This is a genomic window from Haloarcula japonica DSM 6131 (assembly GCF_000336635.1).
Lineage (GTDB): Archaea > Halobacteriota > Halobacteria > Halobacteriales > Haloarculaceae > Haloarcula > Haloarcula japonica.
This window is the reverse complement of record NZ_AOLY01000004.1, coordinates 52,048-65,040: the sequence shown is the minus strand read 5'-3', so window position 1 is coordinate 65,040 and position 12,993 is coordinate 52,048. Positions and strand designations below refer to the sequence as shown.

The window sequence follows — 12,993 nt, the reverse complement described above, 5'->3', positions numbered from 1 at the left end:
GCTGTCTTTTCGCTCCACTATCGGCGTGAGAGACGTAACTGTAACTGCGAGTCGCACTCCCCGACGAACCACGACGTTACGCGGGTTCGTCCTGGTCGTCAAGCAAATCGGTGTCGCGCCCGTCGTCGTCGATATCAGCACCGAGGAGTGACGCCCACTCTTCGAGGTGTGACTCCGATGTCGAGAGTTCTCGGTGGCTCATGGCGTTACCGGAAGCATCCACGGCATATTATATAATGGTTGTGCCCACGTTGATACGCAATGGTGTATGCAGCGGTTCTACGGTGTAATTCCGGACTGGCGAATCAATAACAGCGGCGAGGAGTTCGCACTGATTCACTCAGAGCGGATGGTTTCCGGGACCTGAATCGAGTAGTGGCCGTCTTCCTGCAGCGCGATGATGTACTCTTCGCGGTCGTACAGTTCCATCAGATTCAGTTCGTACTGACCGGGTTCCAGTACCTTGATCGACTCGAACTGGTCGTTGAGTTCAGCACGCAGTTCCTCCAGATCGGGACGGTCCTCCCGGTCTGGTTCCGCTGGTGGGTCGGGGTCTGCACCGACAGGGCGGAACTGGTGTTCAGATTCGGACGCGGACGGCACGTCGGATGGGAGTTCGTCCGGCTCGACGACATCGCCGCGGGCACTGGCCTGGGCCGAATCCTCAGTCGCCGACGTGCGGTCGGGTTCGGTCGACGGCGAGCCGGACGTGTGGGATGGGTCACTCGGCTGTGCGTCAGCCGACTGGTCGGCGTCAAGGTGGGACTGTTCGGCGGGACGGTCGCCGTCCGCAGCGGAGCCACTGACGAAGTCACGCACCGAAGCGGCGGTCTTGCCGACGGTACGGGCGACAGTGCTGTCAGGTCCCGGTGGTTCCGGTGGCTCCGCGTCCGGCGTCTCGGAGATGTCGGCCCCCTCGGGCTGATACTGGAACTTGTTCCCGCCGCAGTTGGGACAGCCCGAGAGCATCTCCTTCGACCCGTCGTCGAAGCCACGGCCACAGTCCGTACACTGGTGGGGCATTATTTCCGGGAGACGAGGGCGCTGATGAGCGTTTCGTCCTTGTGGAGCGTCTCTATCTGGTTCGCCGGCCCGATAACTGTCAGCTTCTGTGTGGACTGTTTGCCCATCAGCCGGTCGAGGATGCTGGCGTCAGCAGCCTCGGACTTGGGGTAGGTCTCGATCTCGATGCCGTTGAACTCGTCGGGGCTGATCTCCGTCATCGTGACTTCGATCAGGCGGGACTCCTCGTCCGGGGAAAGCCCTTCTTCGAGGATGACGATATTGCCGTCACGAACCCCATCGAGAATCATCCGGATCTTCTCCATCGAGGCCAGTCCGGCCATGCGTTCGCCACTGATGAGGTCGATCTGGACGCCGTCGTCTGGGTCTTTGACTTCTGCCATTATATCACCCGAAGTACTCCGCGATTTTGTCGTAGACTTCGTCCATGTTGTCGCCCTCGAGCGCCGACAGCGGAATCGTCTCGTGCTGGGGGTAGGCGTTTCGGATGCGCTGGACGGAGGACTCCTCCAGATCGATCTTGTTCGCGAGGATCAACACAGGAAGGTCCTGACTCTCGATGATGCCGATGAGCATGGTGTTGACCTGTGTGAACGGATCGGTCGCGGAGTCCAGCACGTAGATGACGCCGTCGACGTCCTCGCGGAGCCAGTGCATCGCTTCGGCGACGCCCTCTGTCGCTTCGCGGGATCGACGGACGGCGTCGTCTTTCTCCATGTCGTGTTCGAGGAACTCGGTGTAGTCGACCTTCGTCGTCACGCCCGGGGTGTCGACGATGTCGATTGTCACTTTCTTCCCGTCGCGTTCGATCTCGACGTTCTCCTTTCGGCGCGCACGACGGGTCTCGTGGGGAACGTGACTCTCCGGACCGACGGCGTCGCCGGTCCAGTCCCGTGCGATGCGATTTGCCAGCGTCGTCTTGCCGGCGTTCGGCGGGCCATAGATACCGATTCGCTTCGGATCCTCTTCGGAGAACAGCGTCGATGCCGCGCGTGAAATGCTATCTTTGAGGTTTGTTAACAATCCCATCCTATCCTCCCGCCGCCCGGAGTCGTCCGGTATGGCGGCTCTGCCCGTAAAAGATAGGCGAATTCACTTAAGCCTACGTCAGACATTAGTCCTTTTTCTGACATGGTAGAGCATAGCATAGTATGGACCAGTGCGTGGGCGTTGCTACGGGTCAAGTACGGTTGACGGGGAGTTGTTCGAGTGGAGTCTGATCATCCGAAGCCAAGCGATGTAGATCTGGGTGCCCCATCCAAGCCCCCCACCCCTTCGTTTCGAGTGGAACGATACGTACCCCTGGGGAGGGGGTGGAAGATTACCGATCAAATCGGGAGTGGACCAGCTGTTCAGATCGGCGCGACTCGCGATACCACTAGCTACAACAGTCTAAACACTAGAAAACCGTACACTAGCTCTTACTAGATATTTGTTTTATCTAGTACGGGTTCGGTTTATGAGATAGCGTATTAAACCTTTCTCCTTACTAGAGGACATTCTCGGTCCCCTCACCCCCTCCCCCCGGGCCTATTTCCCGTTCCACCGGAAACGAAGGGGTGGGGGGGTTGGCCCGTTCTGGTCGCTTTGTCCTACAAGTCCAGGTTCTCTGTGGTATCATGTTCACACAGCGTACAGCCCCGGAATCACTCCATGGTTCCTTTTTGTCCTCTTCTCACTGTCTGCCGTACAATGTCTATCCAGCTCCAGTGAGACTGAAACTATACTCCTCTTTACGACAACAGTACCCATGCGGCAGAACTCATAAATATATCAACATATATGTTTCATAGGTGGTGTACCGAAATATTTAATATCGACTCACGGTACGGTTCATGTGGTTCAACTGGACGCACCGGAGAGCGCTGATGCTCACTAACAACGGTACTGACGCACTCCTCGCTCTCTCTGTTCCGGTGTCTCCAACTCTCTCCACACGAAACGAAGGGGACCCTCTCGACTATGACTGACGAAAGCGACAACTCGGCCCCGACATCTGACCCGTCGACGACAGAGACGTCGAACGACGGCGACGGGTCCGACAGGCAACTCGACGTCGAAACGGACTCCGGGACATCGACCGGGCCGTCCGATCTCGACGATGTTATCCTCGATAACCTCGATGCCGGGTCCGACGATCCCTCAGATGAGGCGTCCCGTGGCCTGTTCGACGACCTTCTCGAAGGGGAACCCATTTTCGAGAACAAGGAGGTCCTCCGCCCCTCGTACACCCCGCACAAACTCCCCCATCGCGAGGAGCAGATCAACAACATGGCGACGATTCTCGTCACCGCCTTACGCGGTGATACGCCGTCGAACATCCTCATCTATGGCAAGACAGGAACGGGGAAAACCGCATCCGCGAAGTTCGTCAGCGAGGAACTCGAAACGACCTCACAGAAGTACGAGGTCCCCTGTGAGGTCGAGTACATCAACTGCGAGGTGACCGACACCCAGTACCGCGTACTCGCACAGCTCGCAAACAAGTTCATCGACAAGAACGCCCAGCTTATCGACGACCGCATCGCCGAACTTGAAGACATCCAGTCACGCGCACGCGAGAACACGGCTGCACTCGAAGAGACGGCGTTCGACTCGCTCGATGCTGTCGAAACTGAAATCGAGTCGCTGGAAGTGGATAAGTCGGAGTTCGAGGAAGTGCCGATGACGGGGTGGCCGACAGATCGGGTTTACAGTTCCTTTTTCGACGCCGTCGACTACCACGAACGCGTGGTCGTCATTATGCTCGACGAGATCGACAAACTCGTCGAGAAAAGCGGCGATGATACCCTGTACAACCTCTCCCGGATGAACTCCGAACTGGAGAACTCCCGCGTCTCAATTATGGGCATCTCGAACGATCTGAAGTTCACCGATTTCCTCGACCCTCGGGTCAAATCCAGCCTCGGCGAGGAGGAGATCGTCTTCCCCCCCTACGACGCGAATCAGCTCCGGGACATCCTTCAGGCACGCTCCGACGTGGCGTTCAAAGGCGACGCGCTCACTGAGGATGTCATCCCGCTGTGTGCGGCCTTCGCCGCACAGGAACACGGAGACGCACGCCGAGCGCTCGACCTTCTCCGGACGGCCGGCGAACTTGCCGAGCGTGACCAGACGGACAACGTCCTCGAAGACCACGTCCGACAGGCTCAGGAGAAGATCGAACTCGACCGCGTCGTTGAGGTCGTCCGCACGCTCCCCACGCAGTCGAAGATCGTCCTCTTCGCCATCATCCTTTTAGAAAAAAACGGCGTCCACAACATCAACACCGGCGAGGTGTTCAACATCTACAAGAACCTCTGTGAAGAGATCGACGCCGATATTCTGACACAGCGTCGCGTCACTGACCTCATCTCGGAACTGGATATGCTCGGCATCGTCAACGCTGTCGTCGTCTCGAAGGGCCGCTACGGCCGGACGAAAGAGATCTCCCTGTCGGTTCCAACCGAAGAGACGGAGGCAGTGCTTCTGTCTGATTCGCGACTCGGTGACATCGACGACGTCCAGCCGTTCGTTCAGGCCCGGTTCGACAACTGACCCGCGAACTGTATCGGCGCTCGACAGTCCCCGCTGTTCCAGGTGAAACAGTCCCCTTTGAGTGATACGGGCTACCCGGCCGTGGTTCCGTTCACCGCTGTGGGTCCGGTTTTGTTTGGTACTGTCGGCCCTACCTCGTCCGTTACCACATCAGTCGCGCCGACCCTGTTCCACTGGAGTCGAACCTGCCCCAGCAACGGGACCCGTATCTCTGCCGTACCGACGACCCACCCGGGTTTGACTGGGTCGCTGATGGGGGGAGAGCCAACCTGATCGTATCTATTATTGGTTACTTTGTTGTCGCCTTTCGTGATAAACCCAGCATGCGGTGCCGGACAGTTTTGAAGTTCGTCGCAACTGTCCGCGCTCCCGACGTACGTCTGGTTTGCGCGGTCGTACCAGTTCTCGCCGGCATCGACCCACAGCATCGANGTCGCAACTGTCCGCGCTCCCGACGTACGTCTGGTTTGCGCGGTCGTACCAGTTCTCGCCGGCATCGACCCACAGCATCGACCGGTGGATGATCGGCGTTTGTCGGCTGTTGCCGTCAGGCTTGTACACGATAACGTCGCCCGGTTGCTGGAACGTCCGATAGCTCTCGTTGCTTGCGGCGGTAACGACACCCTCGTGATCACCCGGGCCGGAGAACCGCTCCTCTTCCATCACGAACACGAGGTCGCCTTCCTTGATATGGGGGTCCATGCTCGGGCTTTCGATGGCGACGAGTGGGGGCCACACACCACTAACGGCGAACAGCAACATCCCGACTAGGAGGACTGAGCCGGCGCTACTGACGATATCGGCCACGTACATCAACCCACCCGGTCCCTCGGTTTCGTCTCCATCCGACGACCGACGGTCTGACCCGGCCATTCGTACCACGAATACTCGGAGGCGGCCAATCAACTTTCTGTTGTTGGACCGAACGCTATCTTCCGATCTGCTCAGGCTGCCGCCGGTGCTGAAGCTCCTCCGATCGGTATCGACACTGACGTGTGCCATAGCTGGGACGGCTGGACCCGAACGTATCCGAGACGGGGGATTCGGAAGGTCCCGGTTCCAATGACCCACTCAGGGCGGACAACGGTGCTTGCCCCAGTGACCTGATCGTATCTAGTGTTGGTCACCTTGTTGTCACCTTTCGTGATAAACCCAGCGTGAGGGGCTGGACAGTTCTGAAGTTCGTCGCAACTGTCCGCGCTCCCGACGTACGTCTGGTTTGCGCGGTCGTACCAGTTCTCGCCGGCATCGACCCACAGCATCGACCGGNGTCGCAACTGTCCGCGCTCCCGACGTACGTCTGGTTTGCGCGGTCGTACCAGTTCTCGCCGGCATCGACCCACAGCATCGACCGGTGGATGATCGGCGTTCGCTGCTCGTTACCGTTGGGTTCGAAGACGATGACGTCTCCGGGCTGCTGAAAGGTCTGATATCCGGTTTCTGCTCCGGCCGCTGCCGTTACAATGCCGTGACGGGCCTCCTGTCCAGAGAACCGCTCTGCATCCATGACGAACACCATATCGCCGGTGTCGATGTGTGGCTCCATGCTCCCGCTTTCGATGGCGACCAGTGGCGGCCACACCCCACTGACAGCAAACAGGAACACGCCGACGAGCATGACTGCTCCGACGCTCGTACCGATATCACGGGCGTACAGGCCGACACGAAACGTCGGGCCGGCGTCCATAGACTCCCCTGTTTCGTCTGGCGGCGTGCTACGTGACGATTCGTCCCGGCCCATCCTATCTCGGATTGCCGACAGTGGCGTATCAATCTTGTGACGGCCGTCGGTTCGCTATCCTTTTGGCCGCAGACACTGAGTGTGGAACGTGCCTCTGGAGACGCCGGCACGAATCGTCAGCGAACTCGCGAGCCGCGGCTACAACGCGGAGCGCGAGGCGGTGACTCGAATTGCCGACACCCGAGATCCATCGGCGACGCTGGAACGCGCACTCGAAACGCTCCCCGACGAAGCGCTGAAGCTGACAACCGACCACGTCGAATCTGTGATTGAAGCAACAGAAAGTACCGAATACGGGCCGGATACTGAACCGAATCCAGAAACCGAAACGGCCGGCGCTCCGACGCAGCCACACCCCTCCGTTTCAACTGGAACAGGCGAACCCACATCGACCGAACCGGGTACGACCGCTCCACCTGAAACGGGGGGGTCACGGGATGTGGACACATCCCTGCGGGCCATCGAAGTCGCGAACGACATGACCGGCCAGTCCACCGGGACCGGCGAGTACTCGGACTTCGTCGCGGTGTTCCGGGACCGCTACGAGAAACTGGCGAGCAAACTGCGCGGCAGAGTGAACCACCGGCCGACCGATGCCATCGAGAACATGGGCGGCGGCAGCGACGCGGCGCTGATCGGGATGGTCTCGGACATCCGTTCAACCGCCAGCGGGCACTGGCTCGTCGAACTGGAAGACACGAACGGGACCTTCCCCTGTCTGGTGATGAAAGACCGTCCTATCGCCGATCTCGTCCAGCAGTTGCTCATGGACGAAGTTATCGCCGTCGAGGGGACCTTGGCCGACGACGCCGGCATCCTGTTCGTGGACTCGCTATACTTCCCGGACGTGCCCCGAACGCACAGCCCCTCGACCGCCGACCGGCACGTCCAGGCGGCGCTCATCTCAGACGTCCACGTGGGCAGTCAGGAGTTCATGGAGGACGCCTGGCATCGATTCACCGACTGGCTCCACACCGCCGAAGCCGAGAACGTCGAATACCTGCTCATTGCCGGCGACATGGTGGAAGGCGTCGGTATCTACCCTGAGCAGGACGAGGAACTGGACATCATCGACATCTACGACCAGTACCGCGCGTTCTCGGAGTACCTCAAGGAAGTCCCGGGCGACATGGAGATCCGGATGATCCCGGGCAACCACGACGCCGTTCGGCTGGCCGAGCCCCAGCCCGGCTTCGACGAGGAACTCCGGGACATCATGACCGCCCACGACGCGCAGGTTCACTCCAACCCCTCGCTGGTCACTGTCGAGGGCGTCACGGTGTTGATGTACCATGGCGTCTCGCTCGACGAAGTTATCGCCGAACTCCCCGACGAGGAGGCCAGCTACGAGGAACCACACAAGGCGATGTACCAGCTCCTGAAGAAGCGCCACGTCGCTCCGCAGTACGGCGGCCACACCCGACTGGCCCCTGAGGACCGCGACTATCTGGTGATGGAGGAGGTCCCCGACGTGTTCCACACCGGCCACGTCCACAAGCTCGGCTGGGGCGAGTACCACAACGTCGTTGCGCTGAACTCCGGGTGCTGGCAGGCCCAGACCGCGTTCCAGAAGAGCGTCAACATCGATCCCGACGCCGGCTTCGCGCCGATTCTGGATCTGGATACGCTGGATATGACGGTCCGGAAGTTCAGCTAAACCACCTTTTTCAGCGTCGCCGTTCCTCGCGCGCTCTACGAGCGCGCTGTGGGACGGCTCTCTGCTCACGGGCGCAAAGCGCCCGTTCGCATGGTCAGCGGGACCTTCGGTCCCGCTCGACTCGAAAAACGTGGTCTTGCTGAGCGGAGCGAAGCAAGGCTCGAAAGACGAGCCCTGCGAGTCTTTCGGTGGCGAAAAAGGCCGGACTCGCCGTGTGCAGCGAGTCCGGGGAAACCGCGCGCCGTCGGCGCGCGGTATGCTTGCCAATCGTGTCTCTCTGTGACTGACGCAGGCCTGCCCTTCCCCGGGTCGCTCCGGGCGCGACAGTCGTCGCGCCACTCGCTCCCGGCCGGAAGACTCGTCTGCACGTTCGTTCGCGGCGTGGCGGCGACTCCGCCAACAGTCCGGTCCCGAATCCGTTTGGAAACGGTGCGAAGAATCACCGGTATCTCGTAGCAGTGGCGGGCCTCACCGATTGAGGCGCAATTAAGACCCATCCGGTAAAAGCAGAGAGTATGAGCGACGACCCAGACCGCGGATTCGAGACTGATGCGTTGCACGTCGGGCAGGAAGAGCCGGACGCCGAGACCCGCTCGCGCGCGCCGCCGCTGTACCAGACCACCTCATACGTCTTCGAGGACGCCGAGGACGCCGCAAAGCAGTTCGCGCTGGAGAAGCCGGGCCACATCTACTCGCGGCTGATGAACCCCACGGTCGGGATGCTCCAAGAGCGGCTGGCGGCACTGGAGGGTGGCGTCGGCGCGGTCGCCACGGCCTCCGGGATGGCGTCGCTGAACCTCGCAACCTTCCTGCTCGCAGATGTCGGCGACAACGTCGTCACAGCGTCGTCGCTGTACGGCGGGACCTACACCTATTACACCCACACCGCGCCGCGAAACGGTGTCGAGACCCGGTTCGTCGATACACTCGACTACGACGCCTACGCCGAAGCCATCGACGAGAACACGGCCTATGTCCACTGTGAGACCATCGGCAATCCGTCGCTCGTCACGCCCGACTTCGAGCGCCTTGCCGAGATCGCCCACGACCACGGCGTCCCCTTCTTCGTCGACAACACGTTCGCGACGCCGTACCTCTGTAACCCGCTTGAGCACGGGGCCGACCTCGTCTGGAACTCCACGACGAAGTGGATTCACGGGCACGGCACCACCGTCGGCGGCGTTCTCGTCGACGGCGGCTCCTTCCCGTGGGAGGAACACGCCGACAAGTACCCCGAAATCGCCGGCGACAACCCAGCGTACCACGGCGTCAACTTCCGCGAGCGCTTCGAGGACGCGGCCTTCACCTACGCCGCCATCGCCCGCGGTCTCCGTGACCTGGGCTGTCAGCAGTCCCCCTTCGATGCCTGGCAGACGATGCAGGGGCTGGAGACCCTGCCCGCGCGGATGGACCGCCACTGCGACAACGCGATGGGCGTCGCCGAGTTCCTCGCCGACCATCCCGAGGTCTCGTGGGTCACCTACCCCGGCCTCGAAGGCCACGAAACGCACGACACCGCCAGCAAGTACCTCGACGGTGGCTACGGTGGCATGATAACGTTCGGCCTCGAAGCGGGCTACGACGCTGCACGGACGACCGTCGAGTCGACGGAAATCGCCTCCCTGCTGGCAAACGTCGGCGACGCGAAGACGCTCATCATCCACCCGGCCTCGACCACCCACCAGCAACTCACGGACGAGGAAAAGGCCGCCGCCGGCGTCACCGACGATATGGTCCGACTCTCCGTCGGTACCGAGTCCGTCGAGGACATCAAGGCTGACCTCGATCAGGCAATCGGACAGGCAACTCATTAACTGATACGTAGTATTTTACCGATATTCTGTGGACGAACGGACTGCCGGAGTGCAATAATTCACCCATTCGCCAAGGTTATTACGGTAGGAGTTTATGTGTTAAATGAACCGTCGCCGATTGCGAGCACGCGTCGGTTCACGCTCAACCATACTCTGTCATTGGTCCGACAACGACTGCTCGCGTCCGTGGGGAGCGTGCCTCTCCCCGTTTGTTCTCCGTCTACCGTGCAGCGTACAGATCGGGACAGTGAGCGACAGAAACGGAGAGTTCGCTACAGGATTCCCTCGGCCTCTAGCAGCTCATACAGTTCATCCATCGTCTCGACCGTCGTGTCACACGATGGGGCAACGGCCGGTTTCGGGTCGAAGCCGATAGCGAGATTCGCGACTTCGAGCATGGGCAGATCGTTGGCCCCGTCGCCGACGGCGACGGTCGTGTCCCGGTCTTCGCCGGTGACGGCGGTGACGACCTCCATGGCGTCGTCTTTCGTCCCGGAGATGAGCGGGCCACGGACCTCGCCGGTGAGGGTGCCGTCCTCGACCAGCAGCCGGTTGGCGACGATGGCGTCAACCTCGACCCCCTCCGTTTCGAGTGCAGCCTCGACGCCGCGCTCGAACCCGCCGGTGAGGATAGCGACGTAGACGCCGGCATCCCGCAGCGCCTCGATGACCCGCGCCGCGCCGGGACGCAGGGCGACCTCGTCGAAGGCCGCCTGGGCCTGCTCATCCGAGAGGCCTTCCAGCAGCGCACATCGCTGGCGGAGGCTCTCGGCGTACTCTATCTCGTCGTTCATCGCGCGCTCGGTGATGTCGGCCATATCCTCGGCCGTCCCGTTCTGGCTCCCGAGCAGGACCGTCATCTCCGAATCGGAGAGCGTCCCGTCGAAGTCGAAGGCGACTAGCATTGCCCGCCAGTTTCGCACGGAGGGTTTCAAAACATCCGGTTTCCGCCGGTCGCCGTCGTCCGACGGATCGCGACCCTACGGCTTCGGCGGCGGCCCGTCGTAGGCGTCCATGTCCTGATAGAAATTCAGCATCGCGAACTTGAGCTTCTCGGGGCCGATATCGACCATCTCGCGCCGTTCCTCGGGCGGGAAGGTCCCCCGGACGGCGTAGTCGTGCATCTCCATCTCAGCAGCCTCCGTGTAGCGCTTATCCAGCAGGATGCGAGCGCCGAAGTCATCAGGTGACCGGACGACACGCCCGAGGGCCTGTCTCGTTTTCCGGACTGTCGGAATCTCCACTGCGTAGCGCCAGCCGGCCTCAGCCTCGTCGTCGCCGAAGGCCACGTCGTAGGCGTCCTGTACGGCGTCCATCCGGTCATCGAGGTGGGGGTACGGGACCCCGACGACCACAACTGTCCGGGCATCGTCGCCGTCGTAGCTCACGCCTTCCCCAAGCGTCCCCCACAGCGAGGTATAGAGGACGCCGTCGTCGCCGCTGGTGAAGGCTTCTCGGAGGTCACGCGCCTGGGTTCCCGGTTCGTCCAGATACCGGGTCGCGCTCACGGCGGTCATGTCGTGGTAGCGCTCGGCCTCGCTGTAGGAGGGACAGAACACGAGCGTGTTGCCGGGCGTGAAGCGCACGATGCCTTCGAGGGTGCGCGCGATACGCTGCTGTGTCTGCGGGTCGTCCCGCTCGCTGGAAAACAGCGCAGGGCCGTCGACGGCGTAGGTTCGGCGGCGCTCCTCGGGGAACTGTGCGCCGTAGGCCATCGTCACCGGGTCCTCGACGCCGACCACGTTCTCGGTCACGTCGAAGGGTCGGAGCGTGGCGCTCATCAGCACCGCCGCGTGCAGGTCCTCGAACAGGTCGCGGGTGACCTGTTCGGGGATGCAGGTGTACAGTTCCGCGCGGCCGTACACGTCGTCCGTCGACTCGTCGCGGCGGACGCTGACGACGGGGTACTGACCGGTGTCGTCTGTTTCGTCGAGCCAGTCGGCGATGAAGCCGGCGGCCTGCAGCGTCTGGCACTCCTTTCTGGTGTCCAGTTCTCCCTTCTTGAACGCCTCTTGGTAGCGCGCGTCGAGGTCCCGGCCGAGTTCCAGCGCCCGATCCAGTTCCTCGTGAAAGCCGGGGCCGGTGTACCCCTGCAGGAAGGCAAGTGTCAGGTCGTCCTTCCGGTCGTCGTTGGCGATGGTGACGTCGTCCCAGTGCTCGTCGACGGCCTCACGCTCGCCGAACCCGAAGGAGTCCTCGTAGGCCTCGACGAGCGCGTCCCGGAACGTCTCGATGACGTTGGCTGCGGCGTCGGTTCGGGCGTCGTCCTCGCCGTCGAGTTCGTCCAGCGCCTGGTCGAGCGTGTTCTCGGTGAGCGTCCGCCGGGCGTGGTCCCGAGCAGCCGACTCGACGTTGTGCGCCTCATCGAAGACGGCGATGATGTCCTCGGGGTCGCGGCCGATCCAGTGGAAGAACTGCTCGCGGATGGTCGGGTCCAGCAGGTGGTGGTAGTTACAGACGACGAGGTCGACGCCGTCCATCCCCTCTTTCAGCAGTTCGTAGCCGCACAGTCCCTGCTGGTGAGCGTACTCGTACACGTCGTCGGGCGTCCGAACGTCGTCGAACAGCCAGGAATAGAACTCGCTGGTGTCGACGGTGAGGTTCCGGTAGTAGTGGTCACAGGTCGACCGTTCGGTCTCGATTTCCTCGCGCTCGTCTTGGAGGTCCCGGAGCTCCTCGACGACGGCGTTACGGGCCTCCATCGCCTCGCTGCTGCCAGCCTGGCCGTCCGAGAGGAGTTCCCCTTCGCGCTGTTCGAGTTCGGCGATGTCGCTCTCGACGTCGACCAGATCACGGGTCGTGTCCCGCAGCGCCTGACACTCCTCGTAGTCCACGTCGATGTGACACATCGACCCCTTGCCGCGGAAGACGACCGCTCGCAGGCGCTCCTGGTCGGTAATTGCTCTGGCGTCCTCGACGAACTGGCGCATCTGCTGGTGGACGTTCGTCGTGATGACGACGGTCTTGCCCGTCTCGCGGGCGTGTTCTAGCGCGGGGACCAGCGATGCGAGCGTCTTGCCGGTCCCGCAGGCCCCTTCGAACAGTACGTCACGGCCCTCATCGAGGGCGTCGTATATCGTTCCCATCGCCTCCTGCTGATGGTCGTACGGCTCCTCGAAGGGGAAAAACCGCATGTACCCGTCGTCGGTCGTCGCCACAGGCCTGGTTTGGCCGTTCACCGGCAAAAGGGTTCGCCCCCACAGCTACTTGCCGCGAGCGCC

9 protein-coding genes and 2 pseudogenes are annotated in these 12,993 nt (G+C 61.8%); 3 read left to right on the top strand and 8 right to left on the bottom strand.

The genetic code is table 11. The features are described from left to right. Positions 1-76: 76 nt before the first annotated feature. The 4 genes from C444_RS22865 to C444_RS01125 all read right to left on the bottom strand — a co-directional run bounded on the left by C444_RS22865 (position 77) and on the right by C444_RS01125 (position 2,052). The gene (locus tag C444_RS22865; protein ID WP_004590333.1) at positions 77-202 is read right to left on the bottom strand and encodes a hypothetical protein; all 126 of its coding nucleotides are present in this window, start codon (positions 200-202) and stop codon (positions 77-79) included. 134 nt (positions 203-336) lie between these two features. Beyond that, the gene (locus tag C444_RS01135) at positions 337-1,023 is read right to left on the bottom strand and encodes an OapC/ArvC family zinc-ribbon domain-containing protein (protein ID WP_004590331.1); all 687 of its coding nucleotides are present in this window, start codon (positions 1,021-1,023) and stop codon (positions 337-339) included. After that, the gene (locus C444_RS01130) at positions 1,023-1,406 is read right to left on the bottom strand and encodes a DUF2073 domain-containing protein (protein WP_004517591.1); all 384 of its coding nucleotides are present in this window, start codon (positions 1,404-1,406) and stop codon (positions 1,023-1,025) included. The genes C444_RS01135 and C444_RS01130 overlap by 1 nt, the downstream gene beginning before the upstream one ends. A 4-nt stretch (positions 1,407-1,410) precedes the next feature. Beyond that, positions 1,411-2,052 (bottom strand): Era-like GTP-binding protein, encoded by a 642-nt coding sequence (locus C444_RS01125; protein ID WP_004590329.1) that lies wholly within the window; start codon positions 2,050-2,052, stop codon positions 1,411-1,413. A gap of 933 nt (positions 2,053-2,985) precedes the next feature. Here C444_RS01125 and C444_RS01120 point away from each other — a divergent pair. Then, a complete protein-coding gene (locus tag C444_RS01120) occupies positions 2,986-4,560 on the top strand; it encodes a Cdc6/Cdc18 family protein (protein ID WP_004590327.1) in 1,575 nt (524 codons plus the stop codon). 71 nt (positions 4,561-4,631) lie between these two features. Here C444_RS01120 and C444_RS22615 read toward each other — a convergent pair. After that, positions 4,632-5,376, bottom strand: a pseudogene (locus tag C444_RS22615) (S26 family signal peptidase). 128 nt (positions 5,377-5,504) lie between these two features. Further along, positions 5,505-6,301 (bottom strand): annotated as a pseudogene (locus tag C444_RS01110) (S26 family signal peptidase). Between the two features lie 88 nt (positions 6,302-6,389). Between C444_RS01110 and C444_RS01105 the strand changes: the two are divergent. Next, complete coding sequence (locus tag C444_RS01105; RefSeq protein WP_004590324.1) at positions 6,390-7,958, top strand: DNA-directed DNA polymerase II small subunit; 1,569 nt, start codon at positions 6,390-6,392, stop codon at positions 7,956-7,958. Between the two features lie 515 nt (positions 7,959-8,473). After that, positions 8,474-9,772, top strand: a complete 1,299-nt coding sequence (locus C444_RS01100; protein WP_004590323.1) for an O-acetylhomoserine aminocarboxypropyltransferase/cysteine synthase family protein — start codon at positions 8,474-8,476, stop codon at positions 9,770-9,772. A gap of 272 nt (positions 9,773-10,044) precedes the next feature. On the opposite strand, the gene serB is transcribed toward C444_RS01100, so the two are convergent. Together serB and C444_RS01090 are read right to left on the bottom strand one after the other, a co-directional pair. Next, a complete protein-coding gene (gene serB, locus C444_RS01095; protein ID WP_004590322.1) occupies positions 10,045-10,677 on the bottom strand; it encodes a phosphoserine phosphatase SerB in 633 nt (210 codons plus the stop codon). A 75-nt stretch (positions 10,678-10,752) separates the two neighbouring features. Beyond that, positions 10,753-12,930, bottom strand: a complete 2,178-nt coding sequence (locus tag C444_RS01090) for an ATP-dependent DNA helicase (protein WP_004590321.1) — start codon at positions 12,928-12,930, stop codon at positions 10,753-10,755. Positions 12,931-12,993: the final 63 nt, after the last annotated feature.